At 62.6% G+C, this 16794-nt stretch carries 12 protein-coding genes; 8 read left to right on the forward strand and 4 right to left on the reverse strand.

Features of this window, described 5'->3' with window-relative positions:
* The 3 genes from B5V03_RS32610 to B5V03_RS32620 form a co-directional block, all read left to right on the forward strand.
* On the forward strand, positions 1-6782 hold a 6782-nt coding region (locus tag B5V03_RS32610), incomplete at its 5' end, for a cadherin domain-containing protein (RefSeq protein WP_206736216.1).
* A gap of 151 nt (positions 6783-6933) precedes the next feature.
* On the forward strand, positions 6934-8604 hold the full coding sequence (locus tag B5V03_RS32615) for a type I secretion system permease/ATPase (protein ID WP_129274925.1): 1671 nt from the start codon (positions 6934-6936) through the stop codon (positions 8602-8604).
* A gap of 91 nt (positions 8605-8695) precedes the next feature.
* The gene (locus B5V03_RS32620; protein WP_245502404.1) at positions 8696-9985 is read left to right on the forward strand and encodes an HlyD family type I secretion periplasmic adaptor subunit; all 1290 of its coding nucleotides are present in this window, start codon (positions 8696-8698) and stop codon (positions 9983-9985) included.
* 4 nt (positions 9986-9989) lie between these two features.
* Here B5V03_RS32620 and B5V03_RS32625 read toward each other — a convergent pair whose 3' ends face one another.
* Both B5V03_RS32625 and B5V03_RS32635 read right to left on the reverse strand, forming a co-directional pair.
* Positions 9990-10172: a hypothetical protein gene (locus tag B5V03_RS32625; RefSeq protein WP_129274502.1), complete on the reverse strand. Its 183-nt coding sequence runs from the start codon at positions 10170-10172 to the stop codon at positions 9990-9992.
* Positions 10173-11000: 828 nt separating this feature from the next.
* On the reverse strand, positions 11001-12404 hold the full coding sequence (locus B5V03_RS32635; RefSeq protein WP_129274504.1) for a TAXI family TRAP transporter solute-binding subunit: 1404 nt from the start codon (positions 12402-12404) through the stop codon (positions 11001-11003).
* 387 nt (positions 12405-12791) lie between these two features.
* On the opposite strand from B5V03_RS32635, the gene B5V03_RS43085 reads away from it, so the two are divergent.
* From B5V03_RS43085 to B5V03_RS32660, 5 genes are all read left to right on the forward strand, one after another.
* Positions 12792-13064, forward strand: a complete 273-nt coding sequence (locus tag B5V03_RS43085) for a DUF6894 family protein (protein WP_433995356.1) — start codon at positions 12792-12794, stop codon at positions 13062-13064.
* Positions 12997-13305 carry a DUF6894 family protein gene (locus B5V03_RS32645; RefSeq protein WP_245502405.1) on the forward strand — a complete coding sequence of 103 codons (309 nt, stop codon included), beginning with the start codon at positions 12997-12999 and terminating at the stop codon, positions 13303-13305. The genes B5V03_RS43085 and B5V03_RS32645 overlap by 68 nt, the downstream gene beginning before the upstream one ends.
* 40 nt (positions 13306-13345) lie before the next feature.
* Positions 13346-13816 (forward strand): metallophosphoesterase family protein, encoded by a 471-nt coding sequence (locus B5V03_RS32650; RefSeq protein ID WP_129274505.1) that lies wholly within the window; start codon positions 13346-13348, stop codon positions 13814-13816.
* A gap of 255 nt (positions 13817-14071) precedes the next feature.
* On the forward strand, positions 14072-14950 hold the full coding sequence (locus B5V03_RS32655) for an NAD(P)/FAD-dependent oxidoreductase (RefSeq protein WP_129274506.1): 879 nt from the start codon (positions 14072-14074) through the stop codon (positions 14948-14950).
* 176 nt (positions 14951-15126) lie between these two features.
* A complete protein-coding gene (locus B5V03_RS32660) occupies positions 15127-15387 on the forward strand; it encodes a hypothetical protein (RefSeq protein ID WP_129274507.1) in 261 nt (86 codons plus the stop codon).
* Positions 15388-15766: 379 nt separating this feature from the next.
* Here the strand turns inward: B5V03_RS32660 and B5V03_RS32670 are convergent, their stop codons facing one another.
* Together B5V03_RS32670 and B5V03_RS32675 are read right to left on the reverse strand one after the other, a co-directional pair.
* A complete protein-coding gene (locus B5V03_RS32670) occupies positions 15767-15994 on the reverse strand; it encodes a DUF6894 family protein (protein WP_129274508.1) in 228 nt (75 codons plus the stop codon).
* A gap of 3 nt (positions 15995-15997) precedes the next feature.
* Positions 15998-16729: a Crp/Fnr family transcriptional regulator gene (locus tag B5V03_RS32675; RefSeq protein WP_129274509.1), complete on the reverse strand. Its 732-nt coding sequence runs from the start codon at positions 16727-16729 to the stop codon at positions 15998-16000.
* Positions 16730-16794 lie beyond the last annotated feature (65 nt).

Consider the following 16794-nt stretch of genomic DNA (forward strand, 5'->3'; position numbering starts at 1 on the left):
ACGTGGCGCCCTCGACCCCGGTCGATGGCAACGCCGCCGCCAACACGGTCTCGGAAGCCGCCGCCAATGGCGATCTGGTCGGGATCACCGCGACCGCCAGCGACATTCATGGTGGCACCGTCACCTTCGCGCTGAGCGATGATGCCGGCGGCCGTTTTGCGATCGATGCCGCGACCGGCGTCGTCACCGTCGCCGATGCCGCACTGCTCGACTTCGAGACCGCCACCAGCCACGCCATCACCGTCACGGCCTCCGACGGCACGCTGACGAGCTCGCAGAGCTTCACCATCGCCGTCACCGACGTGGCACCCTCGACCCCGGTCGACGGCAATGCCGCCGCCAACACGGTCTCGGAAGCCGCCGCCAATGGCGACCTGGTCGGCATCACCGCATCTGCCACCGACGTCCATGGCGGCACCGTCACCTTTGCGCTGAGCGACGACGCCGGCGGCCGCTTTGCGATCGATGCCGCGACCGGCGTCGTAAGTGTGGCCAATGCCGCGCTGCTCGACTTCGAGACCGCCACCAGCCACGACATCACCGTCACCGCCTCCGACGGCACGCTGACGAGCTCGCAGAGCTTCAGCATTGCCGTCACCGACGTGGCACCCTCGACCCCGGTCGACGGCAATGCCGCCGCCAACACGGTCTCGGAAGCCGCCGCCAACGGCGACCTGGTCGGGATCACCGCGTCTGCCAGCGACATTCATGGCGGCACCGTCACCTTTGCGCTGAGCGACGATGCCGGCGGCCGCTTTGCCATCGATGCCGCGACCGGCGTCGTCACCGTCGCCAATGCCGCGCTGCTCGACTTCGAGACCGCGACCAGCCACAACATCACCGTCACCGCCGCCGATCCCAGCGGCGCCTTCACCAGCCAGAGTTTCAGCATCGCCGTCACCGACGTGGCGCCGACCCAGCCGGTGGACGGCAACGCCGCCGCCAACACCGTGTCGGAAGGCGCCGCCAATGGCGACCTGGTCGGCATCACCGCGACCGCCAGCGACGTTCACGGCGGCACCGTCACCTTCGCGCTGAGCGATGATGCCGGCGGCCGCTTCGCCATCGATGCCGCGACCGGCGTCGTGACCGTGGCCGATTCCAGCAAGCTCGACTTCGAGACCGCCACCAGCCACGACATCACCGTCACGGCCTCCGACGGCACGCTGACGAGCTCGCAGAGCTTCAGCATCGCCGTCACCGACGTCGCGCCGAGCCAGCCGGTGGACGGCAATGCCGCCGCCAACACGGTCTCGGAAGCCGCCGCCAATGGCGACCTGGTCGGGATCACCGCGTCTGCCAGCGACATTCATGGCGGCACCGTCACCTTTGCGCTGAGCGACGATGCCGGCGGCCGCTTTGCCATCGATGCCGCGACCGGCGTCGTCACCGTCGCCAATGCCGCGCTGCTCGACTTCGAGACCGCCACCAGCCACGACATCACCGTCACGGCCTCCGACGGCACGCTTGTGAGCTCGCAGAGCTTCACCATCGCCGTCACCGACGTGGCGCCGAGCCAGCCGGTCGACGGCAATGCCGCGACCAACACCGTGTCGGAAGCCGCCGCCAATGGCGACCTGGTCGGCATCACCGCCTCCGCCAGCGACGTCCACGGCGGCACCGTCACCTTCGCGCTGAGCGACGATGCCGGCGGCCGCTTTGCCATCGATGCCGCAACCGGCGTCGTCACCGTCGCCGATTCCTCGCTGCTCGACTTCGAGACCGCGACCAGCCACGACATCACCGTCACGGCCTCCGACGGCACGCTGACGAGCTCGCAGAGCTTCAGCATCGCCGTCACCGACGTCGCACCCTCGACCCCAATCGATGGCAACGCCGCCGCCAACACCGTGTCGGAAGCCGCCGCCAATGGCACCACCGTCGGCATCACCGCGTCTGCCAGCGACATTCATGGTGGCACCGTCACCTTTGCGCTGAGTGATGACGCCGGCGGCCGCTTCGCCATCGATGCCGCGACCGGCGTCGTGACCGTGGCCGATGCTGCGCTGCTCGACTTCGAGACCTCGTCCAGCCACGACATCACCGTCACGGCCTCCGACGGCACGCTGACGAGCTCGCAGAGCTTCACCATTGCCGTCACTGACGTGGCACCGAGCCAGCCGGTCGACAGCAATGCCGCCGCCAACACGGTCTCGGAGGGCGCCGCCAACGGCGACCTGGTCGGCATCACCGCATCTGCGACCGACGTCCATGGCGGCACCGTCACCTTTGCGCTGAGCGACGACGCCGGCGGCCGCTTCGCCATCGATGCCGCGACCGGTGTCGTGACCGTCGCCGATGCCTCGCTGCTCGACTTCGAGACGGCGACCAGCCACAGCATCACCGTCACGGCCTCCGACGGCACGCTTGTGAGCTCGCAGAGCTTCAGCATCGCGGTCACCGACGTGGCACCCTCGACCCCTGTCGATGGCAATGCCGCCGCCAACACGGTGGCGGAAGGCGCCGCCAACGGCAGCACCGTCGGCGTCACCGCGTCTGCGAGCGACGTCAACGGGCCGGCGGTGACCTATTCGCTGACCGGCGACAGCTCGGGCGGCGGCTTCACCATCAACGCGGCGACCGGCGTCGTGACCATCGCTGACTCCACCAAGATCGATTACGAGAGTGCGCCAGGCCACGCCTACACCGTGACGGCCCAGGCCTCCGATGGCACGCTCGTGAGCTCGCAGAGCTTCAGCATTGCCGTCACCGACGTGGCGCCCTCGACGCCGGTCGACAGCAATGCGGCGACCAATACGGTGGCGGAAGGCGCCGCCAACGGCACCGCCGTCGGCGTCACCGCATCCGCGACCGACGTCAACGGGCCGGCGGTGACCTATTCGCTGACCGGCGACAGCTCGGGCGGCGGCTTCACCATCAACGCGGCAACCGGCGTCGTGACCATCGCCGATTCCACCAAGATCGATTACGAGAGCGCGCCAGGCCACGCCTACACCGTCACGGCCCAGGCCTCCGACGGCACGCTCGCGAGCTCGCAGAGCTTCAGCATCGCCGTCACCGACGTGGCGCCCTCGACGCCGGTCGACAGCAATGCGGGGACCAACACGGTTGCCGAAGGCGCTGCCAACGGCACCGCGGTCGGCGTCACCGCATCCGCGAGCGACGTCAACGGGCCGGCGGTGACCTATTCGCTGACCGGCGACAGCTCGGGCGGCGGCTTCACCATCAACGCGGCGACCGGCGTCGTGACCGTCGCTGACTCCACCAAGATCGATTACGAGAGTGCGCCAGGCCACGCCTACACCGTGACGGCCCAGGCCTCCGATGGCACGCTCGTGAGCTCGCAGAGCTTCAGCATTGCCGTCACCGACGTGGCGCCCTCGACGCCGGTCGACAGCAATGCGGCGACCAATACGGTGGCGGAAGGCGCCGCCAACGGCACCGCCGTCGGCGTCACCGCATCCGCGACCGACGTCAACGGGCCGGCGGTGACCTATTCGCTGACCGGCGACAGCTCGGGCGGCGGCTTCACCATCAACGCCGCAACCGGCGTCGTGACTGTGGCCGATTCCAGCAAGATCGATTACGAGAGCTCGCCAGGCCACGCCTACACCGTCACGGCCCAGGCCTCCGACGGCACGCTCGTGAGCTCGCAGAGCTTCAGCATCGCCGTCACCGACGTGGCGCCCTCGACGCCCGTCGACAGCAATGCCGCGGCCAACACGATTGCCGAAGGCGCCGCCAACGGCACCGCCGTCGGCGTCACCGCGACCTCCAGCGACGTCAACGGACCGGCGGTGACTTATTCGCTGACCGGCGACAGCTCGGGCGGTGGCTTCACCATCAACGCGGCGACCGGCGTCGTGACCGTCGCCGACTCCACCAAGATCGATTACGAGAGCTCGCCAGGCCACGCCTATACCGTGACGGCCCAGGCCTCCGACGGCACGCTTGCGAGCTCGCAGACCTTTACCATTGCGGTCAGCGACGTCGCACCTTCGACCCCGGTCGACAGCAATGGGGCAACCAACACGGTGGCCGAAGGCGCTGCCAATGGCAGCACCGTCGGCGTCACCGCGTCTGCAAGCGACGTCAACGGGCCGGCGGTCACCTATTCCCTGACCGGCGACACCTCGGGCGGTGGCTTCACCATCAATGCGGCGACCGGCGTCGTCACCGTCGCCGATGCCAGCAAGATCGATTACGAGAGCTCGCCAGGGCACGCCTACACCGTCACGGCCCAGGCCTCCGACGGCACGCTCGTGAGCTCGCAGAGCTTCAGCATCGCCGTCACCGACGTGGCGCCCTCGACGCCCGTCGACAGCAATGCCGCGGCCAACACGATTGCCGAAGGCGCCGCCAACGGCACCGCCGTCGGCGTCACCGCGACCTCCAGCGACGTCAACGGACCGGCGGTGACTTATTCGCTGACCGGCGACAGCTCGGGCGGCGGCTTCACCATCAACGCGGCGACCGGCGTCGTGACCATCGCCGATTCCACCAAGATCGATTACGAGAGCGCGCCAGGCCACGCCTACACCGTCACGGCCCAGGCCTCCGACGGCACGCTCGCGAGCTCGCAGAGCTTTACCATTGCGGTCAGCGACGTCAACGAGGCGCCGGTGGCCAATGCCGACACCGGAGCGGTGAATGAGGATGCGACCCTGACGGTGACTGCTGCCAATGGCGTCATTCAAGGTACGACGGGTGGATCGGTGGCCGATACCGATGTCGATAATGCCACCAACACGCTGCTTGTCTCCGGCGTGGTCGCGGGTACGGGCGCAGTGACGCAGGGCGTGGGAGTCGGTAGCTCGCTCGTCGGCACTTATGGCCATCTGACGCTGAATGCAAATGGGTCGTACAGCTACGTCGCTGACACCGCCAACAGTTTGGCCGCCGGTATTCAGGCGGTGGACACGTTCACCTATACCGACAAAGACCCTGGCGGCCTGGTGTCCAACACCACGACGCTGAAAATCACGGTGACCGGCATCAACGACGCGCCCGTCGTAACGACGCAGAGCCCGGCAAACTTGAACGTCGCCAGCGGTGTCTTGGTGAGTTCATTCCGTAGCTCCACCGATGTCGACGCAGGCGCCCTCCACGGTATTGCGATCACGGCCTTGTCGTCGAACGGCGGGGGCGCCTGGCAATATTCGACCAACGGCGGCTCGTCCTGGACAAACATCGGGACGGTAAGCGCGACCTCCGCGCTGCTGTTGGATGATAGCAATCTCGTACGAATCATCGGTAGCGGCAATTCCGGTACTTTGACTTACAAGGCCTGGGATGAAACCACGGGCACGGTCGGGACGAAGGTCAATCCAGGTGCAGGAGGAGGTACCACTGCATTTAGTACGGCCACAAACACACTTTCTGCAACTCATCCTGCCGGTATTGCCGGAGAACAGATCAATCTCGGCTTGACCGATCCTTCCGCCGATCATCTTGGCGCGGTGACGTTGACGATTGCTGGAATTTCGGCCGGCTGGGCATTAAGCGAGGGGACCGATAACGGCGATGGGACCTGGACGGTGGTGACCAGCGACGTCGCATCGCTCTTTGTCACATCGCCAAGCACGTACACGGGTGCACTGGTGCTCAATGTGGCGGAGACGTGGACCAATGCCGACGGCAGCACCGGGCACGCAATGGTCGCTGACAATCTCGAGGCCTATGTGCCTGGCAATCCGGTCTTCGCGCTGTCTGGTGATGACTATCTGACCGGCTCCAGCGGGCATGACCAGTTCGTGTTCTCGCAGCCGATCGGGCACGACGTGATCTACAACTTTGACGCCACCTCGGATCAGATCGATCTGATTGGTTATGCCGGTTTCACCGGCTTTGGCGACATTCTGGCGCATATGGCCGATGACGCTGCCGGCAATGCGGTGATTGCGCTCGGAGATGGTCAATCGATCACGCTGCACGGCGTCGATGCGAACTCGCTCACCGCAAACGACTTCGTGTTCGAACAAACGCCGGTCACCGAAAATGCCGGCAACATGGTGATCAGCGACGGCGCCACCATGCCGCTGAGCGGCGTGCTCCATAATACCGGTTCGATCGCGCTGAACTCGACTGGCGACGAGACCGACCTCCATCTGATCGAGCATGGCATCACCCTTGAGGGCGGCGGCCACGTCGATCTGTCGGATAGCGGCCAGAACGTGATCACGGGTACGGCATCCGACGTCACGCTCACCAACGTGGACAATACCATTTCTGGTGCCGGTCAGTTGGGAGCAGGGCTGTTGACCGTGGTGAACCAGGGCACAATCGATGCAACCGGAACCAATTCGCTGGTCATCGATACCGGCACAAACGCGGTCATCAACTCCGGAACGCTCGAGGCAACGGGAACCGGTGGACTGGAGGTCCACAGCGACGTCATCAACACCGGCGTGTTGTGGGCCAATGGCGGCAACATCACAATCGACGGCAATGTCAGCGGTAACGGGACGGCTCAGATCAGCGGTTCGGCCACGCTCGAATTCGGAGCTGCCTCGTCTGCGAATGTAGCGGTTGATGCCCAAGCGACCGGGACAATCGTGCTCCACGACTCCTTCGACTTTAGCGGGGCCGTGTCGGGATTTAACGGGGATGACCACCTGGATCTCCTCGATGTGGCATTCGGGACCGGCGCGACCGCAAGCTATGTCGCAAATCAGGATGGTGCTGGAGGAACCCTGTCGGTGACGGACGGAATCCATACCGCCAATATTATTCTGCTCGGCCAGTACGACCCGGCAGGCTTCCAGACAGAGGCAGACAAGAACACGGGAACGCTTATCAGCTACCACGACCATCTGGCCTGATGCGCAGCTAGGAAATGGGTCAGGGCGAATGTTGCGGCCCGGACCTTGGCTTACGATGTCCGGCGTTCGGCATCGCTTTTGAAGAGGGGCGGATTTTCCGTCGATCCGTGTGAGTGCTCCGTTTCAAAGACCCAACGAACTCCGGCGCTTGATGCAGAGCTGTCAGGGCTATTTCGTCATTGCCGCGATCTTCAGCTTGGCGATCAATCTGCTTTATCTGGCCGCGCCGCTCTATATGCTGCAGGTCTATGACCGGGTCATCTCGAGCGCCAGCGAGATCACGCTGCTCATGCTCACGATCGCGCTCTTGCTGGCCTTTATGGCGCTGGCAGGGCTGGATGCCGTTCGGGCGCGCGTCTTGACCCGCGCCAGCATTCGTCTCGACCAGACGATCGCCGCGCGCGTGATGACTGCGATCATTCATCAACCCGCGAGCACCGGCGGGGTTCGCACTCAGTTTCTGCGCGACTTCGACACGTTCCGTCAGTTCGTCACCGGTACGGGGATCCATGCGGTCTTCGATCTGCCCTGGGCGGCGATCTACATTGTCGTGATCTTTGTGCTCCACCCGTCGTTGGGGGCATTTGCATTCGGCTGCTCCATTCTGCTGATTCTGGTGGCCCTTCTTAACGAGTGGCTGGTCAAGCCGCCGTTGACCGAGGCCGGCGAGGTGGCAAGCCGAAACTACACCTTCACCGAGATGAGCCTGCGCAACACCGAAGTGGTGCGCGCGATGGGGATGACCGCCGGTCTGCTTCAGCGCTGGAGCCGTGACCGCGACCGGATGCTCGAGCGACAAGTCATCGCAAGCGACCGCGCTGCCACGATGCAGAGCTTGATCCGCTTTTTGCGTCTTTCGATGCAGTCCCTGATCCTCGGACTTGGCGCCTATCTTGTGATCGAGCGGCTGACGACCGTGGGTGCGATGTTTGCCGCCAGCATCCTGCTTGGTCGCGCGTTGCAGCCTGTGGAGCAGATCGTTGGATCATGGCGCAGCTTGGTTGCCGCCCGCGGCGCGTTCCTGCGCGTGCGCGGGCTGTTGCAGGTCAATCCGCCGCATGAGCCCGAACTGACGCTGCCGCGACCAGAAGGTCGCGTTTCGGTCGAGGCGCTCTCCTTTGTTCCTCGAGGCGCTGCAAAGCCGGTTCTGCGCGGCGTCACGTTCCGGATCGAGCCGGGTGAGGTGCTCGGCATCATCGGGCCCTCCGGCGCTGGGAAGTCGACGCTGGCGCGCCACATCGTGGGTCTCCAGGCGCCCTCTGGGGGCGCCGTTCGCCTGGACGGATCCGACGTTTCGACCTGGATCGAGTCGTCTCTCGGCCATCATCTTGGCTATCTGCCCCAGGACATCGAGCTGTTTGCCGAAAGCGTCGCGGCCAATATCTGCCGATTCAATCGCGGCGAGGACCAGGAGATCATTGCGGCGGCGCGCATGGCCGGAGTGCACGAGATGATTGTGCGGCTTCCCAGCGGCTATGACACCCAGGTGGGGGAGGGAGGCGCGGTCTTGTCGGGAGGCTATCGCCAGCGCATTGGGCTCGCTCGCGCGGTCTACGGCAATCCGAGCCTGGTCGTGCTGGATGAGCCCAGCTCCAATCTCGATGCGGAGGGCGATGCTGCGCTTGCCGACTGCATCATGCAGCTGAAGAAGCGCGGAACGACTGTGGTCATCATCTCCCATCGACCTGTCACCATCGGCGTGGTCGACAAGATCTTGGTATTGCGCGAAGGCGCGGCGGAGATGTTCGGACCGCGCAGCGAGATTCTGGCTCGGCTAACGCGATCCGTGCCAGTTCATGCGGTTCAAGAAGCGGCCAGCTAGGAAGTTTCAGATGACGATGCTGGTTGATACAAATCGATCGAGACGTGGAGTTTCGAGTCCGAGCCGGGCGAGTGGCGCAGCGAGGGAGAGCTTGCCGAATGATTCCATCCGTCGCGTTGCAGTGGCGGGATGGCTGATCATCGCGATATTTTTCGGCGGGATCGGTACCTGGGCCGTGACCGCGCCGCTTAACGGTGCGGTGGTCGCCAACGCGGTTGTCAAGGTCGACGGCAACCGCAAAAGCGTCCAGCACCTCGATGGCGGCATCATCAAGGAACTGCACGTCAGGGAGGGCGACCGGGTGCTCGCCGGCGACCTATTGATTGTGCTCGACGAGACCCAGGCGCGGGCCGAGTATGAGGTGTTGACCCAGCAATATGGCGTATTTCGTGCGACCGAGGTGCGGCTATTGACCGAGCTCGATCACGGATCCGCACTTGTGATGCCCAACGATCTGAGGGCACGATCCGACGATCCATACTTGAAGAGTGTCTGGAACGGCCAGGTCAGCCAGTTCGAAAGCCGTCGCGCGGCCCTTGAAGGTCAGCGCAACGTGATCAGGGAAAAGATCAATCAGCTCGGCTCACAAATCGTTGGTGCGAACGCGCAAGTCAAATCCTTTACGGATCAGATCAACTCCGTCCGCAGTGAGGCCAAGGACATTGCGCCGCTCGTTGAACGCGGCCTGATCGCGCGTCCACGAATTATGCAACTGGAGCGCGCCTCCTACGGTCTGGAAGGCCAGATTGCCGATACAAGCGCCAATATCGCCAAGGCTCGTCAAGCCATTGCCGAGCAGGAGCAGCAAATAGCCCAGCTCGACAACGATCGCATGACTGACGTCACGAAGGATTTGCGCGATACCCAAGCCAGATTGTTGGAGGTGATCCCAAAGGCGTTGAGCGCCAAGGCGGTATTGGGCCGCATGGAAATTCGCGCGCCGTATAGCGGGCGGGTGGTGGGACTCAACGTGTTCTCGGTGGGGGGCGTCATCCAGCGCGGCGACAAGATCTTGGACATCGTGCCGGACGAGGATTCGCTCACTATCGAGGCGCAAGTTGCCGTGGAAGATATCAGCGACGTGCATCCAAACACGCGTGCTGAGGTCCATCTTACTGCCTATAAGCAGCGTATCGTGCCGATTATTCATGGCGATGTTATTCAGGTCTCAGCTGATCGCTTGACCGATCCCAAGACGAACAGCCCCTACTACACGGCCTTCGTTCGCATCGATCACGACGAACTGGCGGCCATGCCCAACATCCGGCTCTATCCCGGGATGCCTGCGACCGTGATGGTTCCAACCGTTCAGCGAACAGCTTTTGAATACATTGTCGGGCCGCTCGTGATGTCGTTCAATCAGGCCTTTCGGCAGAAATAATCCCTTATCGCTCTGACTTGGTGCCAGATGCTGTCGCAGCAATGGCACGCTCGACCTCTGAAGCTAATACGCTCAGATGATCGGCAAGCCTCGCGAATAACTCTCGCTTTTGCAGGTTGGTGGCCAGATCGCTGATCGATTTGCAATCGGCCGCATCGTTGCGGAGGTTCTCCAACTGCTCCTGCATATCTCTCATATTTGTGTGCCCAGAGGCACCCTCTGTTTCATTCAGTTGAATTGATGGAGGTGTACTTGAGCTCTCGCCGATCCATTTCCGAACGGAGCAATTCGGCATAGCTGCGCAGATTGTCACCAACAAAGCGGGAGCGACCGCCATTCGCGCGATCAGCCGACACTTGTCGCCGCACACTTTCCCAAAGAGACAATAAGGTCTGATCTTTCGAGCTTGAAAAGTCCATCCGCAGGCCCTCAGCACTTGGTGCCCGGATAGTACCGCCTACCTCATGAGGCGGATTGTTCGGTTGCGAACATTGCCGTGGAGAAACCAAGCGCCCGTTGCACATTGGCCACATCGTCTATGGTTGCCGCGATAACGGCCTCTCACGCCGAGAGCACGACGATTTGCGTCCTAATTGGTGCGATCGAATAGAGTTGCGCATCCTAAAAACGCTGCCGTCGGGTTCGTATGGCGTCGGCCGATACGTCTTGTGGTCGGGGAGCGACGTGCTTGGCCCGCGGCAAATTGTCGAGGTATGGGATCGGATCGGCGCCGCATACGGGGCATCGTGGGTGCGTAGAAAGGTCCCGCTATTACCCGCCATCCGGACCTGCGTTGTGCGAGCGTCGGGCCGCCGCTTTTAACCCGAGTGGAAGTCCGGAAACCCGGCCTGGGTCCGAACCAGGATAGAAAGTAGTCGCCTCATTTTTTCGTTGAATTCGGCTTCCGCCTCGGGGGCGGCCGACATGGAAGGAACATCAATCCCCCTCGTGGTGCCACCTTCGAGACGGCCTGGCACCAGATCCGACTCGGCGGGCCGGAGATGCCGGGGTGCGGCTATCGCCGAGAAGCGAGAGTTGGACTTGGCGTCCGCGCTTGATCGGCGTAACCGCTCTGCAGCGCCGCTCGCTTTTCTGCGACGGCATGATTGAACAGTTCAAGCACCAGACCGAAAGCGGTCAGGTCCTCTTGTTCGATCGCTCCATTATCGTAGCACTTGAGGGTCTCGCCGATGATCGCGTCGACTTCGCGTTGCGATGTGAGCAGGTCCTCTTCGGACCCGGCATCTCGAACCTCCGCGACCACGGCGAGAATGCGGTTGCGGTGGCTGGTGTTGTCGTCCCGTTCGTCGCGGTTCAGATAGCGACGCAGCCAGGCGGCGGCCGAACCGATTCCGGAAAGAAGAAGCAAGGCGAACCAGAAGTAGTCGCTGTACTTGTCCAGAAAGGTTCGTTCGGTCCCGTTGATGACCGCCGCGGCGCCCCGATGAACGGAAGGCTCCGCCTCCTTCTCCGTCTCCGGCTTTGTGATGTGCGCACCGCCGGCGACACGTTGCGTGATCGTGTCCCGTACGGCGAAAAGCTGCCGATAGAAGGCCGCCGCCTTGGCTTCGGAAAGGACTTTTCTGGCCAAGATGAGATGGTTGACGCTGATGGTGTCGACCTTGTCCTCCGGCCAGGCCGGCTTCGTGTTGAACACGCTGCCCGGAATTTCCTCGGCTTCGTAGCGGGCGTGCTTCAGTGCAATGGATTCGGATGCGTCGACCGGAAGAAACTTCGGCGCTCCACGTGATCGCGAAGTTGCGGCGATGGCGGCGGCCGTGATCTTGCTGTCGAGCGGACCGACGGCGAGATACGCATCGAGAGTGACGTCTTGCGCAAGCTTTTCGATTTCTTCGGTCCCGAATTGGACGGTCGCCACCTTGTCCGGTTCCACACCGGAGCCGACGAGAATGGTCCGTAGGACTGCGAGGTTGGCGCCCGTCCTTCCGATGATGCCGATCTTGTGGCCCTCCAGATCGGCAATCTCTCCGATCTTGCCGGTGGCCTTTTTCTTGGAGTCCTTGCCCGGTCGCCCGGAGGGCGACCACAGGACGACGTAGTTCTTGCGGAGGACGACCAGGGTCTGCGCGTCGGCCGGCATGTCTAGGTCGCCGCGACCGACCGCCAGATCGGTTTTGCCGGCGCCCAGCAGGGCCAGGGATTCGGCCGCTCCCCCGGTCGTAATCGGGGAGAGCCTGACCGTTCTGCTTTCCTCGTCGAAGGCCTCAGCCATTGCTTGGACCACCTGATGGTCTTCGCTGCCCGCGGGGCCGACGGCGATACGGAGGGTCTCGGGCTGCAAGACGTAGAAAAGGGCGGCCGTAGCGGCGCCAAAGACAACAAATCCCAAGGCCAACAGGGTCAACAACCTTGGTTGGCGTCGATCGTGAGCACTTCTGACTGGATCGGTCGGTGACATCAGCGGACCCTACGCGAACCAGCGCCTGCTTGGGAGCTACAAGTGCGCCGCCGGGAACTTGGGGCGAACCAATGGTTGATCGGAATGTTCCGTCGCTCCCCGGAACGAGCTCACGAAATTACCGGCAGCCAGTTCGCGGGCGGTCGATGCTCTGGAAATCTCGACGTGAGGTTGCGTTGGGAGGCGGGAGCCGGTTCGGCCGAACAAAAGTTCTTATGGTGACGGACGATCTCCGGTGGTCTGCCGGGAACCCGCGCCGTCTTTATTCGCGGCAACTCTGGCGAAGTTCTCGATCCTTAAAGACTCGAGCGTTCGTCGCCACGATGATTGAAGCTGGATTTCGCACAGCACCTAGGAACGCGGGGCGGGAACGTCTGTTGAGCGAACATGAAACGGTTTTACTTCGATCTAGCCGGCGCGTTCACGGCCTGCGACAAGGTCGGTCATCAATGCGCATCCAGTCGCGAGGCAAAAGAGCACGCCAGGTTCATTGCTCATCGCATCGGCACTGACAAATCGCCTTTCGCACAGCCCGGCAACTGCATTCGCGTCCGGGACGAAAGCGGGGCCGAGATTTTCAAAGCCCCGATACATGCCGGCTTTAGCCGTCTGTCGGGCAGACCGCCGACCGCGCGAAGCCGCGTCAGCGGGCGTTCCTGACAAGAAACTCGACGGGTTGAACGTGCCGCCCTACCATTTCGATCTGGTGGATTCCAAAACAGTGACCGACGAGGGTGGCGCCGAGCTGGCGGACGACATTCAGGCGCTGGATGTTGCTGAACAGATTGCAAGACGCCTGTCGAAGGAGCGTCCTGAGCTCCGAGGTCGTCACTTCGCCATCCTTGTGACGAACCAAGACGGCGAGGAAATTGGCCGGATGCCTCTAGACCTCCTGCACTGAGATTTGACCCGACAAGGCTCTCCGAAAGGCTTGATGTGTGATGTCGTTGAAAATCGGGGTGATCTCCGACACGCACGGACTGCTACGGCCAGGGGTGGAGAGCTGCTTCGCCGGCGTGTCCCATATCATTCATGCCGGCGACATTGGCGCTCCCGAGGTCGTGGAGGCGCTTCGTCGAATTGCGCCGGTCACAGCGATCAGGGGAAACGTCGACCGAGGCGCGTGGGCAAAATCCTATCCTGACACTGAAACCTTGCGCCTTGGCGGCTACTGCTTCTACGTCCTGCATGACCTCAACGCTCTGAGCGTCGTCCCGGCCGATCTCGGCATCGACATCGTGGTATCGGGCCATTCCCATCGCGTACAGATCGTCACGCGGGACGGCGTGCTGTATCTCAATCCAGGAAGCGCCGGGCGCCGGCGCTTCAAGCTGCCGATCACACTTGCAACGCTCGAATTGAACGAGCACCGCCCCCTCGATCCCGTCATCCACGACCTCGACCGCGTCTGACAAGCCCTGGCCGCGCCGAAGATCGGACATCGACCGGGTTTACGACGGCAGCAAGCGAGCATGACATCATGCTCCTGTTTTGCCCGACGGGGCAAGTTCAAATTCGTAAAATCCGCAAACTCTTGCGGCGGCCGGCCAAGTCATTGAATTGGCTTGTCCCGGCTACTGTGCATGGGGTTGTTTTGCAGTTTTGTTGGATATTGGAGCCAAAATGAGCCGAGGCGCTTATCCTCGCGAGGAATCGAGGGAGCGCTCATGCTTGATTGTCTCGTCGTCGGTGGGGGACCCGCTGGTCTTACGGCGGCCATCTATCTGGCACGCTACCGGCGATCGGTCGCCGTTTACGATGCCGGCCACAGCCGCGCCGCATTGATCCCGACAAGCCACAATTATCCGGGTTTCCCGACGGGAATCTCCGGCGCCGAACTGCTTGAGCGCTCCGCCCGGCAGGCCGCGTTCTATGGGGTGTCCGTCACGCGAGACTGGATCGCCGAGGTCGAGAAAACGCCGGCAGGCTTCGTTGCGAAGAGTGGCCAGGGCGAGGTCAGCGCCCGTACTATTGTGCTTGCGACGGGGATCGTGGACATCGCGCCGCAGATGGAGGGGCTCGACGAAGCTGTCAGGACGGGGCTCGTGCGCTACTGCCCGGTCTGTGATGCCTTCGAGGCCTCCGATCAACGTATCGCGGTGTTGGGGGCGGGCGAGGCCGCGATCAGCAAGGCGAAATTTCTGCGCGCCTACTCCAGTCAGGTGACCTTGCTCTGGCAACACGTTTCAGAGCCGCCGGGCCGGGAAGAGCTCGACCGCGACGGCATTCTCGTCTCGACGGGGACGAGCGAGCTCAGCATGAGTGGCCAGAAGATCTGGGCGGCCACAAAGGAGGGTGAGGCCTGCTTTGATGTTCTCTATCCAGCCCTCGGCTGCGATGTCAGATCCAGCCTTGCAGTGGCGCTCGGTGCCGCGACGGGGTCTGCCGGCTGTCTTGAAGTCGATGAGCATCAATGCACCAGTGTCTCGGGCCTCTTTGCTGCCGGCGACGTGGTTTCGGATCTTCACCAGATCGCGGTCGGCACCGGCCATGCCGCGATCGCTGCCACACGTATTCACAAGATATTGCCTGCGCATCTTCGCTAGGCCACTTGGGCGGGCCGCCGCCCGGGCGCCAGGTCAGCGCGCGGCGGCAATTAACCTTTGTGAATGAGCAAGGCTTTTGGCTTCTCTAAGCTTCGGGCGAGTGCGCTGATGGATCAACTCGGGCGGCTTACCGGCAGGGGCCACGGTCCGGTGGCCTGCTCCGGGGTAGAGAGGACATGATGCTGATCGCCGAACAATTCAATGAACGTACGATCGCCCGCATGGACGCGGCGCTGGAGCGCGCCTGCATGACATTTCCGGAAACGTTCGCTCATCACGGTGCGCGAACGTTTGTGGCCAAGCGAATCGTCGAGTGCGCGAAATCCCGTACCCAGACTCTAGATGGACTCACTGAGGCCGGCAATCATGCCGTCGCCGAGTTGTTGACGCGTCAGCGCGGCGCGACACTTGCCGACAAACGGGGGTTGTCCGCCTGAAGCCCTCCCAGCTCGCGTGCTTGCTCCACAAGTGGAGTCCGCCCTCGCGCACCGGTTCGCATTCTCCACATTTTCTCGCAAGGAAGACGCATATGAAGCTGGAGGCGGGAGAACCAAGAAGCGATCGGCGGCGCCGCACCAGCCCGACCGCTTGGGCGATCGGTGCGATTTTCATTTCATCATTGCCGTGGCTGCGACGATTATCTTTTATAGCGGTCGCGATATCCGCGACCTGACGACCTCGTCAAGTCCGAACTCGTCGCCCAGCGTCACGACCGGCGCCAAGTAGACTGCCCGCGTAGCTCTGACTTCCAGCAGATCGCCTCGCTTGCATAGCGGTTCTCAGGCGGCATCCATGGCCCAGATCGGACCAGGAACGTCAGTCCAATTGCCTGCGGGCCATCCTGACGGTCATTTCAAACAGAGGCCTGTCTTCGTTTCTCACGGTCACGGTGACTTGTGACCCCTTCGACGTGAACACGTCCCTGGCGATCGACGTTACGGCGATGATCGCTTCCTTCGTAGCGACTTCGAGACTGGCATATTCTGTCCCCTCGCTGTCCGACACGGCGAGGAAATCATCTGCGATGTCGAAATAATACCGCATGGCTCAGAGCGAGGGATCCAGGTGGAGATAGAGGGCGTCGAAGTCGGCCGCCTTTCGGAGTTTGGTTTCGTCGAGTATGGAAATACGCCCCCTGTCGAATTCCAGAAGACCCTGGTTGCGCAACTCCTGGACCACGCGGTTCATGTGGACCACACTGGTTCCGACGGCGTCAGCGAAAAGTGCTTGAGTTGCCGGAAAGCTGAAGCTGAGTCCGTCGGTCCTCCCGATGGCCTTCAACCTGGTGTACAATTCCAGCACGAGGTGTGCTACGCGGCTCGTTGCATCGCGCTGACCGACATTGCAGATCCATTCGCGGAAGATGGCCGCGTCCGTAAGGGTGTCTCGCCAAAGAGCCTGCGCAATGTTGGGACGATGCTTTATCAACTCCTGCAATGGAGTGTGGGGTATGAAGCCCAACACACAATTGCCGAGCACGCTGACGTCGTGATCCATGACGTGAAGGAAAAGGCTCTGCAGATCGGGAATGTCACCCGGCTGGTGGAATGCCATGATCTGGCGCTGCCCGACGCCGACGATCTTCGATCGTAGCACAAACCCCTCGATAACCAGGCAGCAGGCGGAAGGGCGATCCCCAATAGACGCAATTGCTTCACCATTGGCCATCTGCTTGGTCACTATCGGGAGACTCTTGATCGCGCGCTCATCTTCCTCATCGATCTCGGTGCTGACCTTCAGCCGTTTCAAAAAAGGTGCTGTGATTTCCGCTTTGGTCATCTCTCTTTCTCCTGCTCGCAAGCGCCATCTGAAAATAAAGGTTCCTCGGCGCTTGAGGGCAGGGG

The organism is Bradyrhizobium betae (assembly GCF_004123905.1).
Lineage (GTDB): Bacteria > Pseudomonadota > Alphaproteobacteria > Rhizobiales > Xanthobacteraceae > Bradyrhizobium > Bradyrhizobium betae_A.